The organism is Micromonospora aridisoli (assembly GCF_056150025.1).
Genome location: NZ_JAXCFK010000009.1, coordinates 277,541 through 295,689, shown reverse-complemented (window position 1 = coordinate 295,689; position 18,149 = coordinate 277,541). Strand labels below are relative to the sequence as shown.

Here is an 18,149-nt window from a genome sequence, read left to right as displayed (position 1 = left end):
ACCGCCGCGGCCCCTGCGATCCGGCCGGTCGACGTCCTACAGGGAGGCGGCGAGTTCGCGGCGGCGCTGAGCCTCGGCGGCCCGGTCCGCGTCGCGACCGATCAGGCCGGTCAGGACCACGCCGAGCACCGCCCACAGGGTGGCGATGGTGAGAATCGACTCGCGGCGGTAATACCAGAGCGTGTCGGCGGGGAAGTTGCCGACCTCGTTGACCGTCGGCAGGATCAGGCCGGCGGTGACCACGACGACGAGGTACCCGGCGCAACCGATCACGACGCTGGCGAACGCCCCGAGCCGGGCCAGCAGATGGCGCGTCAACATGACCGCCGCGATCGCGGCGACGAGGCTGATCGTCCAGAACCCGAAGTACAGGGCGGTGCGCTGGCCGATGGTGTCGCCGCTACCGACAGCCGGTGGGGTGGACGGGTATTTGAGGAAGGGCACGAGGGCCGTCGCGACGAACCCGGTGGCCGCGACCAGGGCAGTCGAGGAGCGTGGTGACAGGGAGCCCAGCCGGCCGAGCGCGAATGCTGCGGCTAGCGCACTGGCGCCACCCAGAACCGTGCCGAGCAGGATGGTGCCGGTGGCCAGGCCCCACGTCGACTGAGTGGCGCGGGATACGTCGGCGGCCTCGCCGTGACTGTGGTCGCCCGCAGCCGTGTCGTCGTGGCTGTGCTCGGTTGCGGCTGAGCCGGCCTCCTCAATAGCGATGGCGGTGTTGATCTGGGGTTCGGCGATGGCGTAGGCGATGAGGAAGGCCGCGAAGCCGGCGAGGGCACCGGCGACCAAACCTCGGAGCAGAAAGGTGCGGGGAGTCATCTGGGGTCCCGATCGTGAAGGCAGCACCGCGGGCAGCACGATCTGTCAGCGATGTCGATGAAGAGAGGAGCAGTCGGCGCCGCCCGGACAGGAATCCGGGCGGGATGACGCGCGGAAGTCAGTGGCAGGGATAGCCCATGACGTGGCGGGCGTCGTGGACGAACTCGTGAACCATCGTGCCCTCGATGACCGAGAAAGCACCCTGCTCGGCACCGACGAAGAACAGCACCACGAGGGCGAGCAGGGTGAAGAAGCCCGCCCACGGAGCGAGGGCGGAGACCGGGATGCGGGGAAGGGCCGGCACGGCCGTGGTGGCCTGAGACATGTGACACTCCTTGGGGATTCAGCGTCCCATCGACGGATGTTCGCCTTGGCTGGAGGGTCTGGCTTCGCCGCGAGCGGCGTCACAGTAGCGCGACTGCGCCGGATTCACACCGGCTTCCGCCAGCAAGGTGACACGAGGCTAACAGAGCGGCGAGCCCACCTGAAGGCGTAGCGCCGGTGCCTGAGTAGTCAGGTGGTCACGGTACGAGGGCGGCCACCGCACCGATGACCGCGACGGCCGGGGCACCGACGCCGGTCGCTGCGGCGTCGGTGGCGACGCGCGCCAGCGTGCTACGGACAAGCCGTTGGCTGGTCAGGCTGGCGTCGGCCACGACGGCGCACGGGGTGTCGGGCCCCAGCCCGCCGTCCAGCAGGGCCTCAGCGATGGCTGGCAGGGTCCGCACACCCATCAGCACGACCAGGGTGGTACCGGATCGTGCCAGTGCGGCGTAGTCCAGCGTGGAACTCGAATGGCCGGGCGGAACGTGACCGGATATCACGGTGAACCCCTGGGCGAGGCCGCGGTGGGTGACCGGGATACCGGCCAACTCGGGTGCCGCGACGCTGGAGGTGACTCCGGGCAGCACGGTGACCGGGACGCCAGCGGCGCTACAGGCCTGGACCTCCTCGAAACCGCGGCCGAACACGTACGAGTCACCGCCCTTGAGCCGCACGACGTGCTTGCCGGACTTCGCGTGCTCGACGAGGAGCCGGTTGATCTCCTCCTGACTGGTCGAGCGCCCGAACGGGATCTTCGCCACGTCGATGACCTGCACGCCCGGAGGCGCCCAGGCCAGCGACTCCCAGGGTGCGAGCCGGTCGGCGACGACGACGTCGGCGGTTTCGATCGCTGCTCGTCCGGCGACCGTTACCAGGCCGGCGTCGCCTGGCCCGGCGCCGACAAGCGTCACGCGGCCGGTGTCCGTGGCTGAGACGGCAGCCGGACTTTGCGGTCGCGTAACGGAGCGGATGACCAGGTCGAAGGTTGTCTCGTCGACTGGCTCGGCGGTCAACCTGAGTCGGCCGCGCTGGGCGAGGTCCTCCAAGGCGGCGCAGACGGTGGCGGCATGGACGGTCACGTCGGCGCCGTCGCGCAGCAGTCCCGCGACGATCGGGACGGCATGGGCGGCGCCGTCCAGGACGAGGACGCAGCGTCCGGTGACGTTCATCTCCATGCGGTGTGGACTCCCAGTGCGGTGATCAGGTGGCGGGTGGCCGCAGGCTCGGGCACTGTGATGCGTAGCCAGGTCTCGTCCAGACCGGGAACCGTGTCGACGCGACGCGCGGCGATACCTGCGCCGCGCAGCCGGATACGGGCGGCCGACCTCAGCCGCGCGAGCACGAACGGGGCACTGGAAGCGGCGACCTCGACACCGAGTGCACTGAGCCCATCGACGAGGACCCGCCGGTGCTGCTCGACTCGATGCGCTTGCCGTCCAACCTCGCGTGATGCCTCGGGACCTGCGGTCGCCGCGATGGCGTACAGGGCAGGGGTGCTGACCGACCACGGCGGCTGCTGCACGCGCAGGTCGGCCAGTACGGCGGGGTCACCGATGACGTAACCGGCGCGGATGCCGGGCATGGACCACAGCTTGGTGAGAGTACGGATGACCAGCAGACCCGTGACCCGGTGCCCGGCCAGACTTTCCGGCTGCCCCGGCACGAAATCCATCAAGGATTCGTCGACCACCGCCACCCGTCCCGGCCGGCACAGCGCACGGATCGTCGCAGCCGGGTGCAACCGACCCGTCGGGTCGGTGGGGTTGCCGATGACCACGAGGTCCGCGTCCGCGGGGACGGAATCCGGTTCCAGGGCGAAGCCGTTCCCGGACCGGCAGAGGACGTGGACCGCGGTGCGGCCGGCGGTGCGCAAGGCAACGTCCGGCGGGGTGAGCTGCGGATGCACGACGACCGGGTGCTGCCACGGCCGGGCTCGGGCGACCAGGAAGAACGCCTCGGTGGCCCCGGCGGTGACGAGGACGTCATCGGGGCAGCGGTGGTGACGCCGTGCCACTGCCCGCTGCGCCACCGTGGTGTCGGGGTAGCTGGTGCAGGCGGCGATACCGTCACGCAGTGACTGGTCAAGCCAATCCGGCCTAGGCAGCCGGCTCCTGTCGTCCGCGAGGTCGAGCAGGTCGTTGCCGGTCTCGGCCTCCGTGTCGGCTGGCGGCGGGCACACCACTGACGCCGGCTCGGGCGGCACCGGGGCGCGCAGGGCGGGGCGGGATTGCGACGCGACGGCGTCGGCGAAGGATTGGGCGAGGTGAGGGTGACCGGCCCAGTGCACGTGCAGGTAGGAGGCGCTCAGGGTGGGGCCGGCGTAACCGACGGGCTTGGCGTCGACCGTCCAGGCCGGGCGGTCGCCGTGCACCGGGGCGACGGCCGTGCGGTGGAACTCGTGCGCGGTCGCGACGGTCCCGGCCGGCCCGAGGAGCTGGTCGTCGGCCAGGGCGGGCCGCCGGTAGGCCAGGGTGAGGCGCGGCGTCATCGCGGCGTCCGCGTCGAGGGCCCCCACCATGGGGTGGCCGTCGACGGTGTGGCACAGGTACAGCAGGCCGGCGCATTCGGCGACGGTCGGGACGCCGTCCAGCACGGCTTGGCGCAGCTCGGCGCGCAGGCTCGTGTTCGCGCTCAGCGCTGCGGCGTGTACCTCCGGGAAGCCACCGCCCAGGTACAGCCCTCGAGTGCCGCTGGGTAGGTGGGGGTCAGTCGCGGGATCGAAGGGGACGATGGCGCATCCCGCCGCTTCGAGCAGTTCGGTGGTCTCGGTGTAGCGGAAGGTGAACGCGCGGCCGGCCGCGACCGCCACCACGGGAGCCGTGCAGGACGAGCGGCGGACCTGCCGGCTGGGTTCCCAGGGTGCCGCCTCGATGCCCGGTGCGGTGCGCGAGATCTCCAGGACGGCGTTCAGGTCCACGTGCGCCGCGACCTGCTCAGCGAGCCGGCCGAGCGAATCGGCCGCCGTGTCGCGTTCGGCGGCCGGAACGAGCCCGAGGTGCCGTGAGGGGGCGCTGACTCCCTGGTCACGCCGGAGGATGCCCAGGACGGGGATGCCAATGGAATCCACGGCCCGGGCGACCTCGGCGGCATGGCGGGGGGAGCCGGCCTTGTTGAGTACGACGCCGGCGATCGTGACGCCGGGCTCGAAGGTCGCCATGCCGTGCACGACCGCGCCGACGCTGCGTGCGGCGTGCGAGACGTCCACGACGAGGACGACCGGCGTTTGGGTCAGCGTCGCGACGTGCGCGGTCGAGGCGAACCCGTCGCCGCCGATCTGGCCGTCGAACAAACCCATCACGCCTTCGATGACCGCGATGCCGGCATCCCGAGCACCGTGCAGCAGCAGGGGCACGATGAGCGAAGGGCCGACCAGATGGGGGTCGAGATTGCGGCCGGGGCGGCCGGTGGCGAGGCTGTGGTAACCGGGGTCGATGTAGTCCGGCCCCACCTTGTGGCCGGAGACGACGTGCCCGCGGGCGGCGAGCGCGGCCATCAGCCCGGTCGCGACCGTCGTCTTGCCGTGCCCGGAGGCCGGTGCCGCCACGAGGACCCGTGGCAGGGTCACCATTCGATGCCCCGCTGGCCCTTCTGGCCCACGTCCATCGGGTGCTTCACATGCTGCATCTCGGTGACCAGATCGGCGACCTCCAGCAGGCGTGGATCCGCGTGGCGGCCTGTGACGACCACGTGCTGGGTTCCCGGGCGGTTCGCCAGGGTCTCGACGACATCGTCGACGTCCACCCAGCCCCACTGCATCGGGTAGGTGAACTCGTCGAGCACGTACAGGCGGTGCCGCTCGGCCTGGATGCGTCGCTTGACTTCGGCCCACCCCTCCGCTGCCGCGGCGGCGTGGTCTTCGTCGGTGCCGCTCTTGCGGCTCCATGACCAGCCCGAGCCCATCTTGTGCCACTCGACCGGGCCGCCTTCGCCGGTCTCCTCGTGCAGCCGGGCGAGGCGTTCGAGCACGGTCTGCTCGCCGATGCGCCACTTGGCGGACTTGACGAACTGGAAGACGCCGATATCCCAGCCCTGGTTCCATGCCCGCATCGCCAGGCCGAAGGCGGCGGTCGACTTTCCCTTGCCGTTTCCGGTGTGGACCATGAGCAGCGGCCGGTTGCGACGCTGCCGCGTGCTGAGCCCGTCTTCGGGCACGACGAGCGGCTTTCCCTGCGGCATCAGGCCACCGCCTCGCGCTGGGCGGTCGCGGCGTGCACCACACCGGTGAGACCGTCGGCCGTCACCTCGCCGAGTGGCACGTACTCGGCCCGTAGGTGGGCGGCGAGCTGAGCCGCCAACCCGAGCCGGAAGCGGCCTGTCTCGCAGTCGACGACAACGCTCTGCACGCCGGACGCGGCGAGGCGCCGGGCGTTGCGATGGGCACGCCCGAGCGCATCGGGCCCGGCCGTGGCCCGCCCGTCGGTGACCACCACGAGCAAGGCACGGCGCACCGGGTCGCGCAGCGTCTCCCGGCGCAGCACCCCCGCCGACTGCTCGAGGCCTTCGGCGAGTGGGGTTCGTCCGCCGGCGGGCAGCTGGGCCAGACGGCGTGCGGCGACGTCGACCGAGCCGGTCGGCGGCAACGTGACGTCCGCGGTCTGCTGGCGGAACGTCACCAGGGCCACCTTGTCACGACGACGGTAGGCGTCCAGCAGCAGCGCGAGGACCGCTGCTTTGACCTGCTCCATCCGGCGCCGTGCCGCCATCGAGCCGGACGCGTCGACACAGAGCAGGACGAGGTTGGATTCCCGACCGACGGTCTCGGCTCGACGCAGGTCGGCAGTGGACAGCACGAGGCCACGTCCGGCGGTGCGGCCACCACGGGAAACCTGGTGCGGTGCGGCGGCGGCGATGGTGGCGGGCAGGTGAAGCCGACCGGTGGTGGACCGGTCGCGTTTTACCCCGGCGACGCGGCCCTGCGGGGTACGCGCTTGCGAGCGGCGTCCGGACTGGCCTTTCCCGGTGCCGTGCACGACGAGCAGCCGGGCGCGTACCGGCTGGCCAGCCGGGGCGACCGTCTCGCTCGCCGGATCCGCCGGTGGCGCCTGCCGGCCGGGCTCGGCAGCGGAGCGCGAAAGGGACTCTGACGTGCCGTCCGCGGGTGCCTGTTCGGCCCGATCGTCGTGCCGCGTCCCGCCGGGGCCGTCACCCGGGCCGTCATCCTCGGGGCCGGGATCGTCGCGGCCGAGTAGCTGGTCGAGGCGTTCCTCGTCCAGGCCCGGCTCGTCGAACGGGTTGCGTCGACGCCGGTGCGGCAGGGCAAGCCGGGCCGCCACCCGGATATCCGCGCGGGTCACCTGGTCACGTCCCTGCCAGGCGGCGTGTGCGGCGGCCGTCCGGGCGGTCACCAGGTCGGCGCGGAGCCCGTCGACGTCGAACGCGGCACAGATCTCACCGATCGCCGTCAGCGTTTCCGTGTCGAGCGTCACCGCAGCCACCGAGCGTTGCGCTTCGGCCAGACGGGCGCGCAGCTGTGCCTGCGCGGGCGCCCAGGCAGCGGTGAACGTGTCGGGGTCGGCGTCGAAGGCCAGCCGGCGGCGAACGGCCTCCGCGCGCAGCGCCGGATCGCGCGGAGCGGCCACCTCGACGGTCAGGCCGAAGCGGTCCAGCAGTTGCGGGCGTAGCTCACCCTCCTCGGGGTTCATCGTGCCGATCAGCACGAACCGGGAGGCGTGTTCGACGGAGATGCCGTCGCGTTCGACACTTACCCGCCCGGTGGCGGCGGCGTCCAGCAACAGGTCGACCAGGTGGTCGTGCAGCAGGTTCACCTCGTCGACGTAGAGCAGGCCGCGGTGGGCACGAGCCAGCAGACCCGGCTCGAAGGCGACGACACCGTCGCGCAGCGCGGCGTCGAGTTGAAGGGAGCCGGTCACCCGGTCGTCGCTGGCACCGATCGGAAGCTCCACGAGCCGAACCGGGCGCTCGACGACTCGTGCGCTCGGCTTGAACGGTCCGTCGGGAGACAGCTCTGCGGAATTGTCCGGGTCGACGGAGAAACGGTCGCCCTCGAAGACCCGGACGGCTGGCAGCACGTGGGCCAGTGCCCGGACGGTGGTGGTCTTGGCGGTGCCCTTCTCCCCACGGACCAGGACACCGCCGATGAGCGGGTCAATGGCGACCAGGGTGAGGGCGAGGGTCATGTCGTCAGAGCCGACGACGGCACAGAAAGGGTACTGCGCTGGCATGTAGGGCTCCCGCTCGATCTGCCATGGCGGTCCACGTCGCGGTCGCGTCGCGGTTCGGATCGAGGCCGGTCTTCGGACTTCCCCGGTCTGTGCCGGGGTCACCGCAGCGGGCCCTGTGCCGGACTTTCACCGGCTTCCCAGATTCTCCCCGTAGCCGTCGGCCGTGGGGCACCTCGAACCTTCGCCAGCCACCCTAGACGCTGTCCTGTCGGTCTAGGCAAGGGTCCAGGTCCGGAACACGCGGGGTTAAGGTTCACCCCCATGAGCGCGCACGTCACCGTCGTCGGGCTCGGAGCCGACGGTTGGGTGGGTCTGGCCGAACCGGCCCGAGCACTGGTACGCGGCGCGGCGACCCTGCTGGGCGGCCGCCGGCACCTCGAGTCGATGCCTGCGGTCAATGGGCAGGACCGGGTCGTCTGGCCCACCCCGCTCCGCGAGAGCCTCGCCGGCATGTTGGCGGCCCGCCGCGCGCCGATCGTCGCCCTGGCCTCGGGGGACCCGCTTCTGTCCGGCATCGGCACGACGTTGCTGGATGTCCTCGGTGCCGAACGGGTGACGGTCGTGCCGGCGGTGTCATCGGTCGCTCTCGCACGGGCGAGGCTGGGCTGGCCGGCCGAGACCACGACGGTGATCAGCCTGGTGGGCCGGGACACCCGGCTGCTCGTGCCGGCCCTCGCCGCAGGCCGCCGGCTGCTGGTGCTGTCCAGTGACGAGTCGACGCCCGCGGCCGTCGCGGGGTTGCTCGCGGAACACCGCTGGGGTGACTCGCGGCTGGTCGTGCTCGGGGACCTGGGGTCGCCGACGGAGTCGCGGGTGGAGGCGGTGGCGCGCAGCTGGAATGTCGCCGGTGTGCCGAGGCTGAACATCGTGGCCGTGCAGGTCCGGGGGACCGGGCCGGGGTGGGCGACCGGAGGAGTGCTGCCGGACGAGGCGTTCGAGCACACCGGGCAGATCACCAAGCGCGACCTGCGTGCCAGCGCGCTGGCGCGGCTGTCGTCCGCACCCGGGCAACTGCTGTGGGATGTCGGTGCCGGCAGCGGGTCGATCGGGGTGGAGTGGATGCGCGCGTGGCCGACAGCCCATGCGGTCGCGATCGAGCCACGTGCCGATCGGGCCGCCCTGGTTCGTGCCAACGCGCAGCGCCACGGGGTGCCCTCGCTCGAAGTGGTCCAGGCAAGGGCGCCCGACGCACTGCGGCACCTGCGACGTCCCGACGCGGTGTTCGTGGGTGGGGGCGCGACGACGCCGGGGGTGCTGGACGGCTGCTGGGCGGCGTTGCGTCCCGGCGGGCGGCTCGTCGTGCACGGCGTCACGGCCGAGACCGAGGCCGTCCTGCTGGAGCGTTACCGCCGCCACGGCGGCGAGCTGGTACGGCTGCACGTCGAGCGAGCCGAACCGCTCGGCCGTTTCACCGGCTGGTCGCCGGGGCGGGCGGTCAGCCAATGGTCCATCACCAAGGGAGCGTCATGACCGTCCACTTCGTCGGGGCCGGACCCGGCGCCGCCGACCTGCTCACGCTACGGGCCGTGCGGCTACTGAACGCTGCCGACGTCTGCCTGTACGCGGGCACCTATCTGGACGCGGAAGTGCTCGGACACTGCCGCCCGGACGCCCGCCTGGTGGACACCCAGCACCTCGACCTGGACGAGATCACCGCCCAGCTGATCCGGGCGCACGCCGGAGGCCTCGAGGTGGTCCGACTGTGTTCCGGGGACCCGTCGCTGTACTCGGCCGTCCACGAGCAGGCTCGCCGGCTCGACGCGGCCCAGGTGCCGTGGGACATCACCCCCGGCGTGCCCGCCTACGCCGCGGCCGCCGCCATCGTGGGTGCCGAGCTGACCGTTCCCGAGCTGGCCCAGTCCGTTGTGCTCACCCGCGCCCAGGCCCGCTCGACGGCGATGCCCGAAGGGGAGAAGCTCGCCGCTTTCGCGGCGACCGGCGCGACACTGGCGCTGCACCTGGCGATCACCCGGACCCGGGAGCTGGCCGCCGAGCTGGCCGAGCATTACGGGGCGACCTGCCCTGCCGTGGTGGTGTCCCGGGCCACCCAGCCCGGTGAACTCGTGCTGCGCGGGACGCTGGCTGACATCGGAGAGCAGGTGGAGGCCGCACAGTTGCGCCAGGCCGCCGTCATCCTCGTCGGGCCGGCGCTGGCGCCAGATGTCCGCGGCGGCGAGTCGTTTCTGTACGCGGCCGGCCGCGAGCGGCGCGCCCGCGCCTGATCACCGCACGAATCGAGGACTCCAGACCTGGCCGTTGTCGGTGACGCGGGTGGCCGAGGCGCCGATGAGCACGAGACACCTCATGTCGATCGTCTCCGGCTCCAGCTCGCCGAGAGTCGTCACGGAGAGGCTCTCGCCGGGCCGTCCGACGTCGCGCCCGACGACCACGACCGTGGCCGGCGGCTTCTGTTCCAGCAGTACCGCCTTGGCCCGTGCCAACTGCTCGGTGCGTGAGCGCGAGCGCGGGTTGAACAGCGCGAGCACCAGGTCGGCCTCGGCCACGGCGCGCAGTCGCTTCTCCACCACCTCCCACGGCTTGAGCCGGTCGGAGAGGCTCAGCACCGCGAAATCGGCGCCGATCGGCGCGCCCGCACGCGCCGCGACGGCCTGGACCGCCGAGATGCCCGGCACCACGCGGACCGTGACGTCGGCGTAGCGAGGGTCCTCGGCAGCTTCGAACACGGCCGACGCCATGCCGAAGATGCCGGCGTCGCCACCGGATACCACCGCGACCCGCGCACCGGCCAACGCGAGATCGAGCGCAGCCCGGGCGCGGTCCACCTCGACGCTGTTGCCGGACGCGTGCCGTACCAGCCCGGGCCGTTGCGGCACACGCTGCACGTATGGTCCGTAACCGACGACGTGGTCCACCTCGGCCAACACGTGCGAGGCCTCGGGGGAAAGCCACTCGTCCGGTCCGGGCCCCAGCCCTACCACGACGACCTCCGCGCCGGGCACCGCCCGGACCGGCTCGCGTTCGGGCCGGTCGTAGCGGGCGACGCCGGGACGCGTGTCGCCCGGCACCAGGACGATAGAGAAGTACGGGACCGTCGCGGGGTCGACGTCGGAGACGGGGAGCACCCGTTCGGCGTCCGTCGAGGCGCGTTCGACGTACCAGGAACCCTCGATGCGGCCAGCCTGCTCCAACGCTGAGCGGACCTTCGCGAACGTGCGGCCGAGCTTCATGATCACCGCGCCGTCGGTGTCGGCCAGGCGCCGTGCCAGCTCCGGCTCGGGCAGGGTGCCTGACAGCACCGTGAGCACGTCGGTCTGGCGTACCAGGGGGAGCGCGGTGGTGGCGGTGGCGGCCGCGAACGCCGGGACACCGGCGACGACGTGCGTCTGGAATTCGTCGCTCAGGCGGTCGTGCAGGTACATGAACGATCCGTAGAGCATCGGGTCACCCTCGGACAGCACGACGACGTCGCGGCCCGCGGTCAGGTGGCGACGCAGGCGCTCGGCGCACTCGAGGTAGAAGTCGGCCATCGCGCCGGCATACCCGCCCAGGTGATCGGTCGCCTGCGTCGTGACCGGGTAGACGAGGGCCTCCTCGACCACGCCGTCCGGCAGCAGGCCAGCCGCGATCCGCCGGGCGTTCGAACTCTTGCCGACGCCTTGGTGGTAGGCCACCACGTCCGCCGAGCCGATGATCCGGGCGGCCTTGAGCGTGATCAGCTCGGGATCGCCGGGGCCGACGCCGACGCCGTACAGGACGCCGCTCATTCCTGCTCCTGTGCGAGGGCGTTGAGGGCCGAGGCGGCCATCGCCGAGCCGCCGCGGCGGCCGGTGACGACGAGGTACGGCACGTCGAGGTCCGGGTCGTCGCAGGCAAGGTCGATCAGCGCCTGCTTGGCCTCGGCGGCCCCGACGAAGCCGACCGGAGTGCCGATGACCGCAGCCGGCCGCGGTGCGCCGTCGTGCAGCATCTCCAGCAGGTGGAACAGCGCGGTCGGCGCGTTGCCGAACGCGACGACGGCGCCATCGAGGTGTTCAGCCCACAGCGAGACGGCGGCGGCCGAGCGCGTGGTCGACCAGGCGCGGGCGATGCCGGGGACGCGGGCGTCACGCAGCAGGCAGCGGACCTCGTTGTCGCGCGGCAACCTGGCCCGGGTCACGCCCGATGCGACCATCTGCGCATCGGTGAGGATCGGGGCGCCCGACTGCAGCGCCGAGCGGGCCGCGGCGACCAGCGCCGGGTGGATGACCAGGTCGCGAGCCAGGTCGGTCTGCCCGCACGCGTGAATCATCCGGACCGCGACTTTCTCCGCGTCGACCGGGATGCCCGACAGGTCGGCCTCGGCGCGGATGGTCGCGAACGAATCGACGTAGATCTGCGCGCCGTCGGTCACGTAGTCGTAGCGGCGTGTGGGCGGGGCGAGGGTCATGCGTTCTCCAGGTCGGGCACGATCAGGGTGCGCCACGGCGTGACGACGACGTGCGGGGTGCCCCAGGCGACGATCTCGTTTACCAGGCGCCGGTCCAGGCCGCTGCCGGGCACGGCGAGGTGCAGCGCGTGGCGCCCGTCGTCCTGGGTGATCATGCCAAGGGTCGGCGGGCCGGTGGCCACCCGGGTGCCGGGGAGGGCCGCGACGCGGTTGCCCAGCAGGGTTTCACCGCCTGCGGGCAGCTCGTCAACATGCCACGGGGACCCCGGCTGCGTTCCGGCGGCCTCGACGAAACGAGCGGCGAGCCTCGTCAGGGCCGGCGCGGCACGGTCGAGGGCCACCACTTCGCCCCAGTCCGAGCGGCCGGCACGGATCTGGGCATGGTCAGCGTCGACGGCGACCAGACCGAGGTCGAGGTCCCGGCCGGCCACATCACCGCGCCCGTCGTCGAGGACGAACAGGAACCGGCCGGGCAGTTCGACGAGACCGGCCTCGGCGCACACCAGTTCATCGAGCTGGCGTACGACCGGCCGCAGGTCGACCCGTCCACCGACCCGTCCGGTCAGCGGAGAGACCATGATGTTGCGCACCCGCTCGTGGGACGGCGACGGGATCAAATCCGTGGACATCACCGCATCGACGACCGGGTCGGGCAGAAACCCGCCGTCGTGGTCAAAGCCCCGCAGCTGGAGGTTGGCGCGGCTGGTCAGGCGTATCGCACCGTCGCCGTGCTGCTCGGCCACGTCCGTCAGGGCCACGAGCGCGCCGGTGGGAAGGATTCCCCCCGGCAACCGTACGCGGATCAGTGCGCCGTCCTCGGCGATCCACGGCCGCAGCAGGCCCGGACACAGGTCGCGTCGGGTGCGTGGAGTCATGGCGTCATGGTGCCAGGATCCGGCTGTTTCCTGCCTGACGGCCGGGCTGCTACGGTCCTCTCGCCAGTCGAACTCAGCGATGAGCCAGGGAACCCGGTGCGAATCCGGGACTGACGCGCAGCGGTGTGGGTGACGGGCGGAGCACGACGCCACTGGACCGACCGGTCTGGGAAGGCGCTCCGTCCGGACGATCCCGAGTCCGAAGACCTGCTGGCCCTCACGGCACTCGCCGTCTGGTCTGACCGGGCTTCGCGAAACAGCCCCCGACCTCGTAAGGGGAACACGTGCGGGTACCTCCGTCCGCCGTCGAGCGGTACAACCTCATGGACCTGGCGATGGGGCAGCGGCAGCCGTGAGCGTGCTCGTCCATGTCGCGACGCTGCTGCAGGACGCCGCCCGCACCGACCAGTTGCACCGGCGTGCGCAAGCCGCCGGCGCCCAGCTGGCGTTCCTGCAAGGCGGTGACCCGACGCTGACCCACCTGCTCGATCGGCTGCACGCCGACGGCGTCCGTGCCATCCGGTTGGAGCCGGTGAGCACGGAGGAGCGTGCGGATGCGCGATCCTGGATCGGTCGGGTTGCCGGCCACTGGCACCGACAGCAGGTCGACCCGCCGGTGATCGAATTCGTCGGTCGCACCATCACCGGCGGCGAGGCGTCCCTCTCGTCACCGGCGTGGGAGCGGCCGCCGCGGTACCGGCATCACCTGTTGGTCTGTCGCGGCCCGCGGTGCAGCGCCCGCGGCGCGGACGAGACGTACCGCGAGATCCTCCGCTGCCTCGTGGTGACGGGCCTCACCGACACCGACGTCCTGATGGCACAGACCGGTTGCCTGTTCCCGTGCAACCACGGGCCGGTGGCCGTGGTGCATCCCGACGGCACCTGGTACGGCCCGGTGCGCACCGACAGCGCCGAGCGGCTGGTCCGCGAGCACCTGGGCGCCGGCCGGCCCGTCGACGACCTGCGCATCCCGAGCATGCCTGCGCCCATCGAAGGAGAAGCATGACCCGTATCGCTCTGATGTCGACTTCGGACACCGACCTGCTCTCGGCACGTGCCAGCGGGGCGGGCTACTCCTGGTTGAACCCCGCCCGGGCCACCGACGAGCGCCGCGACGCGCTCGTCGCCGACGCGGATCTCGTCGTGCTGCGAGTCCTCGGGTCACCCGAGGACGTTCGCGACCTCACCGCGCTGGTCCACGCGTCCGGCCGTCCCTGCGTGGTGCTCGGCGGTGAACGCACGCCCAACGCCGCCCTGATGGAGCTGTCGACGGTTCCGATCGGGGTGTGCGCCGAAGCTCACCGTTACCTCGCCGAGGGCGGCCCGGAGAACCTGCGGCAGATGCACGCCTTTCTCTCCGACACCGTGCTGCTGACCGGCGAGGGCTTCGATCCCCCGGCGGTGCTGCCCGAGTGGGGGGTATCCCGCAAGGCCACCGGCGACCGGCCGCGCGTCGGCATCGTGTACTACCGGGCCCATGAGGTGAGCGGCAACCGCGGCTTCGCCCACGACCTGGCCGACGCGGTCGACGCCACCGGCAAGGCCACCGGCGTCCCGCTCTTCGTGTCGTCGCTGCGCGCGGCCCCCGACGACCTGTTCGACGAGCTCGCCACCCTCGACGCGATCGTCGTCACCGTGCTCGCGGCCGGGGGCTCCAGACCCGCCACGGCCGGCGCCGGCGGGGACGACGAGTCGTGGGACGTCGAGCGGCTCCGGGCACTGGACGTCCCCGTACTGCAGGCACTCGCGTTGACCTCGACGAAGGCCGAGTGGGAGGCCTCCGACGACGGCGTCACCCCGCTGGACTCGGCCACCCAGATCGCCATCCCCGAGTTCGACGGCCGGCTGATCACCGTACCGTTCTCGTTCAAGGAGGTCGATGACGACGGCCTGCCCCGCTACGAGACCGACGCCGAGCGGTGCGCCCGGGTCGCCAACATCGCGGTGAACCACGCGCGGCTGCGGCACCTGGCGCCCGCCGAGCGCAAGGTCGCGCTCGTGCTGTCCGCCTACCCGACCAAGCACAGCCGGATCGGCAACGCCGTCGGCCTGGATACGCCCGTCTCCGCGATCCGGCTGCTGCGTCGCATGCGTGCGGCCGGCTACGACCTCGGCGCGCCCGGCGAGATCCCGGGCCTGGACCCGCTGCCGGCGGTCGAGGGCGAGGACGCAGACACCACGTCGGGCAACGCGCTGATCCACGCACTCATCGCCGCCGGTGGTCAGGACGAGGAGTGGCTCACCCAGGCTCAACTGAGCGAGTCCCACGTCCGCATCAGCCGCGAGGAGTACCTGCGCTGGACCGCGGACCTGCCCGCCGCGCTGCGCGACGCGATGACCGAGACCTGGGGTGCGCCGCCCGGCTCGCTGTTCGTCGACGACGCCGGCGACATCGTATTGGCGACCCTGCGCGCGGGCAACGTGGTGATCCTCATCCAGCCGCCGCGTGGCTTCGGGGAGAACCCGATCGCGATCTACCACGACCCGGGCATGCCACCCTCACACCATTACCTGGCCGCCTACCGCTGGCTCGAGAACGGCTTCGGCGCCGATGCGGTCGTTCACCTCGGCAAGCACGGCTCGATGGAGTGGCTACCGGGCAAGAACGCGGCGCTGTCGGCCGCCTGCGCCACCGACGCGGCCATCGGCAGCATGCCACTCATCTACCCGTTCCTGGTCAACGACCCCGGCGAGGGAGCACAGGCCAAGCGCCGCGCCCACGCCACGATCGTCGACCACCTGGTTCCGCCGATGGCACGCGCCGAGGGGTACGGCGACATCGCCAAGCTGGAGCAACTGCTCGACGAGCACGCCAACGTCGCCGCAATGGACCCGGCCAAACTCCCGGCGGTCCGCCAGCAGATCTGGACCCTCATGCAGTCCGCCCAGATGCATCGTGACCTGGGTCTGGAGGAGCGCCCCGGCGACGAGGAGTTCGACGACTTCCTGCTGCACGTCGACGGCTGGCTGTGCGAAATCAAAGACGTGCAGATCCGCGACGGGCTGCACGTCCTGGGCCAGGCACCGGTCGGCGAGGCCCGCGTCAACCTCGTGCTGGCCGTACTGCGGGCGACCCAGGTCTGGGGCGGGCAGGAGAAGGCGCTGCCCGGGCTGCGCACGGCGCTTGGCCTGACCGAGGACGCCCCACTCGCCGAGGTCGACGCGGTCGAGACCCAGGCGCGAGCCCTCGTGAGCGCGATGGAGAAGGCGGGCTGGGACGTCGCGGCCGTCGAGTCCGTGCATCAGGACCCGGTAGTGCGAAACGTCCTGCGGTTCGCCGCCGAGCAGGTAGTTCCCCGCCTGGCGGCCACGACCGACGAGCTGAGCAACGTGCTGCACGCCCTGGACGGCGGGTTCGTCCCGGCCGGCCCGTCCGGGTCCCCGTTGCGCGGCCTGGTGAACGTCCTGCCCACCGGGCGAAACTTCTACACCGTCGACCCGAGGGCGGTGCCCTCCCGACTGGCCTGGGAGACCGGCCAGGCGATGGCGGAGTCGCTCGTCGCCCGGCACCTGGCGGACACCGGTGAGCACCCTCGCTCCGTCGGCCTGTCGGTATGGGGGACCTCCGCCATGCGTACCTCCGGCGACGACATCGCCGAGGTGCTCGCGCTGCTCGGTGTTCGGCCCACGTGGGATCCTGCCTCTCGGCGGGTCAACGGCCTGGAGGTCATCGACCTGAACGAGCTGGGTCGCCCCCGCATCGACGTGACCGTCCGCATCTCTGGCTTCTTCCGGGACGCCTTCCCACACGTCATCGAGATCCTCGACGACGCGGTGCAGCTCGTCGCGCAGCTCGACGAGCCCGACGAGCTCAACTTCGTGCGCGCCCACACCCGCCAGGACCTGGCCGAGCACGGCGACCTGCGCCGCGCCACGACGCGGATCTTCGGCTCGAAGCCCGGCTCGTACGGCGCGGGGATCCTGCAGGTGGTGGAGTCCGGCACCTGGCGCGACGACGCCGACCTCGCCGAGGTCTACACCGCGTGGGGCGGCTTCGCCTACGGCCGGGGGCTGAACGGGGTCGCCGCCAGCGACGAGCTGCGCAGCAGCTACCGACGCATCGCGGTAGCGGCCAAGAACATCGACTCCCGCGAGCACGACATCGCCGACTCCGACGACTACTTCCAATACCACGGAGGCATGATCGCGACGGTCCGCGCGCTGACCGGGACCGAACCGAGAGCGTACGTCGGCGACTCGACGACCCCCGACGCCGTACGCACCCGCAGCCTGCAGGAGGAAACGAACCGGGTCTTCCGTTCCCGGGTGGTCAATCCACGGTGGATCGCCGCGATGCAGCGCCACGGCTACAAGGGCGCATTCGAACTCGCGGCGACCGTCGACTATCTCTTCGGCTTCGACGCCACGGCCGGTGTCGTACACGACTGGATGTACGAGTCGCTGGCCAAGGAGTACGTCCTGGACGAGACGAACCAGCAGTTCATGCGCCGGGCAAATCCGTGGGCGCTGCGTGGCATCGTGGAGCGGCTGACGGAGGCGGCCGACCGCGGCCTGTGGGCCGAGCCGGACGCCACGGTGATGGCCGAGATGGCGCGTGTGTACCTCGAGATCGAGGGCGATCTGGAGGACGCTTCATGACCCGTCGCCTCGCCCTGGTGGGGCTCGGACCGGGAGATCCCGACCTGGTGACTGCCCAGGCCGTCCGGGTGCTCAACGAGGTCGACTACTTCCTCGTCGCCGACAAGACCGAGCAGCATCCCGGTACGGCGGACCTGATCGCCATGCGCGAGGCGATCTGCGCGCGGCATGTGCGGAAGAAGTGGCGCCTCGTTACCGTGCCCGACCCGGAACGGGATCGTACCGACCCGGCCGACTACCCGGACGCCGTCCGGGCCTGGCACGACGCCCGGGTCGTCCGCTGGGAGCAGACGCTGCTGGACCACCCCGGTGACGCCGCCGTCCTGGTGTGGGGCGACCCCGCGCTGTACGACTCGGCGATCAGGCTGGCCCACCGCATTGTCGAACGGGGAGTCGTAGACGTCGAGGTGGAGATCGTGCCGGGACTCAGCAGCGTCCAACTGCTCGCGGCCCGGCACGGCCTGGTCCTCAACACGATCGGCGGGCCGATCATGATCACGACCGGCCGACGCCTGCTCGAGGACGCCGCCAGCGGCGACAACCTGGTCGTCATGCTCGACGGGGCGCTGACCTGCCGGCGCCTACCCGACCCGGCCGGGTGGCGGATCTGGTGGGGCGCGAACCTCGGCTCGTCCCACGAGCAGCTCGTCGCAGGCCACCTCGACCGAGTCGCCGATGACATCTGGGCACGACGCGCCATCGCCCAGCGCGCCCGCGGCTGGGTGATGGACACCTATCTGCTGCGCCGAGGAGGAGCGTGCAACTAACCGGTTGACCGGGCTGCGGTAATCAGCGGTCCGTCTCGGCTGGGCCGGCCCTCCCAGTGACCTACGGCTCGGCACCGGCGGGCTCCAAAGGCGGCCGGCGCGGACAGCAGCAGCCCGGGCCAGCACCGCGACCACCACGACCTGCAGCAGCAGCGTCTGCCCTTGCGAGATCGACGTGGCGAAGCTGACCACGGTC

General features: G+C 71.7%; 14 protein-coding genes, 1 pseudogene and 2 riboswitches. Of the genes and pseudogenes, 5 read left to right on the top strand and 10 right to left on the bottom strand.

What is annotated here, in order from left to right; all coding sequences use genetic code 11:
* Positions 1-36: 36 nt before the first annotated feature.
* From SM447_RS20640 to SM447_RS20610, 7 genes and pseudogenes are all read right to left on the bottom strand, one after another.
* Positions 37-819 (bottom strand): CbtA family protein, encoded by a 783-nt coding sequence (locus SM447_RS20640; protein WP_474574474.1) that lies wholly within the window; start codon positions 817-819, stop codon positions 37-39.
* A 118-nt stretch (positions 820-937) separates the two neighbouring features.
* On the bottom strand, positions 938-1,144 hold the full coding sequence (locus tag SM447_RS20635; protein WP_474574473.1) for a CbtB domain-containing protein: 207 nt from the start codon (positions 1,142-1,144) through the stop codon (positions 938-940).
* 196 nt (positions 1,145-1,340) lie between these two features.
* Entirely contained in the window at positions 1,341-2,318 is a 978-nt protein-coding gene (cobA, locus tag SM447_RS20630; protein WP_474574472.1) for a uroporphyrinogen-III C-methyltransferase, read from the bottom strand.
* Positions 2,309-3,322, bottom strand: coding sequence for an Rv2231c family pyridoxal phosphate-dependent protein CobC (gene cobC / locus SM447_RS20625; RefSeq protein ID WP_474574494.1), 1,014 nt, complete (start codon positions 3,320-3,322; stop codon positions 2,309-2,311). The genes cobA and cobC overlap by 10 nt, the downstream gene beginning before the upstream one ends.
* 60 nt (positions 3,323-3,382) lie before the next feature.
* Positions 3,383-4,711: pseudogene (locus tag SM447_RS20620) on the bottom strand (cobyrinate a,c-diamide synthase); the annotation flags it as partial.
* A complete protein-coding gene (gene cobO, locus SM447_RS20615) occupies positions 4,705-5,319 on the bottom strand; it encodes a cob(I)yrinic acid a,c-diamide adenosyltransferase (protein ID WP_474574471.1) in 615 nt (204 codons plus the stop codon). The pseudogene SM447_RS20620 and the gene cobO, both read right to left, overlap by 7 nt.
* Positions 5,319-7,325 carry a VWA domain-containing protein gene (locus SM447_RS20610; protein WP_474574470.1) on the bottom strand — a complete coding sequence of 669 codons (2,007 nt, stop codon included), beginning with the start codon at positions 7,323-7,325 and terminating at the stop codon, positions 5,319-5,321. Before SM447_RS20610 ends, cobO begins: the two co-directional genes overlap by 1 nt.
* A gap of 46 nt (positions 7,326-7,371) precedes the next feature.
* A riboswitch (cobalamin riboswitch) is annotated at positions 7,372-7,516 on the bottom strand.
* Between the two features lie 70 nt (positions 7,517-7,586).
* On the opposite strand from SM447_RS20610, the gene cbiE reads away from it, so the two are divergent.
* Both cbiE and cobM read left to right on the top strand, forming a co-directional pair.
* Positions 7,587-8,795: a precorrin-6y C5,15-methyltransferase (decarboxylating) subunit CbiE gene (cbiE, locus tag SM447_RS20605; RefSeq protein WP_474574469.1), complete on the top strand. Its 1,209-nt coding sequence runs from the start codon at positions 7,587-7,589 to the stop codon at positions 8,793-8,795.
* The gene (gene cobM / locus SM447_RS20600; protein WP_474574468.1) at positions 8,792-9,547 is read left to right on the top strand and encodes a precorrin-4 C(11)-methyltransferase; all 756 of its coding nucleotides are present in this window, start codon (positions 8,792-8,794) and stop codon (positions 9,545-9,547) included. The genes cbiE and cobM overlap by 4 nt, the downstream gene beginning before the upstream one ends.
* On the opposite strand, the gene SM447_RS20595 is transcribed toward cobM, so the two are convergent.
* The 3 genes from SM447_RS20595 to SM447_RS20585 are packed head-to-tail and all read right to left on the bottom strand — an operon-like array spanning position 9,548 to position 12,587.
* The gene (locus SM447_RS20595; RefSeq protein WP_474574467.1) at positions 9,548-11,050 is read right to left on the bottom strand and encodes a precorrin-2 C(20)-methyltransferase; all 1,503 of its coding nucleotides are present in this window, start codon (positions 11,048-11,050) and stop codon (positions 9,548-9,550) included. It abuts the gene before it with no gap.
* Positions 11,047-11,676 (bottom strand): precorrin-8X methylmutase, encoded by a 630-nt coding sequence (locus SM447_RS20590; RefSeq protein WP_474574466.1) that lies wholly within the window; start codon positions 11,674-11,676, stop codon positions 11,047-11,049. Before SM447_RS20590 ends, SM447_RS20595 begins: the two co-directional genes overlap by 4 nt.
* Positions 11,677-11,708: 32 nt before the next feature.
* Positions 11,709-12,587, bottom strand: coding sequence for a sulfite reductase subunit beta (locus tag SM447_RS20585; protein ID WP_474574465.1), 879 nt, complete (start codon positions 12,585-12,587; stop codon positions 11,709-11,711).
* Positions 12,588-12,634: 47 nt separating this feature from the next.
* Positions 12,635-12,816: riboswitch (cobalamin riboswitch) on the top strand.
* A 123-nt stretch (positions 12,817-12,939) separates the two neighbouring features.
* Here SM447_RS20585 and SM447_RS20580 point away from each other — a divergent pair.
* From SM447_RS20580 to cobF, 3 genes are read left to right on the top strand one after another with little or no spacing between them, the layout of a single operon-like run.
* A complete protein-coding gene (locus SM447_RS20580) occupies positions 12,940-13,593 on the top strand; it encodes a (2Fe-2S) ferredoxin domain-containing protein (protein ID WP_474574464.1) in 654 nt (217 codons plus the stop codon).
* On the top strand, positions 13,590-17,186 hold the full coding sequence (gene cobN / locus SM447_RS20575) for a cobaltochelatase subunit CobN (protein WP_474574463.1): 3,597 nt from the start codon (positions 13,590-13,592) through the stop codon (positions 17,184-17,186). The genes SM447_RS20580 and cobN overlap by 4 nt, the downstream gene beginning before the upstream one ends.
* Complete coding sequence (gene cobF, locus SM447_RS20570; protein WP_474574462.1) at positions 17,183-17,953, top strand: precorrin-6A synthase (deacetylating); 771 nt, start codon at positions 17,183-17,185, stop codon at positions 17,951-17,953. The genes cobN and cobF overlap by 4 nt, the downstream gene beginning before the upstream one ends.
* Positions 17,954-18,149 lie beyond the last annotated feature (196 nt).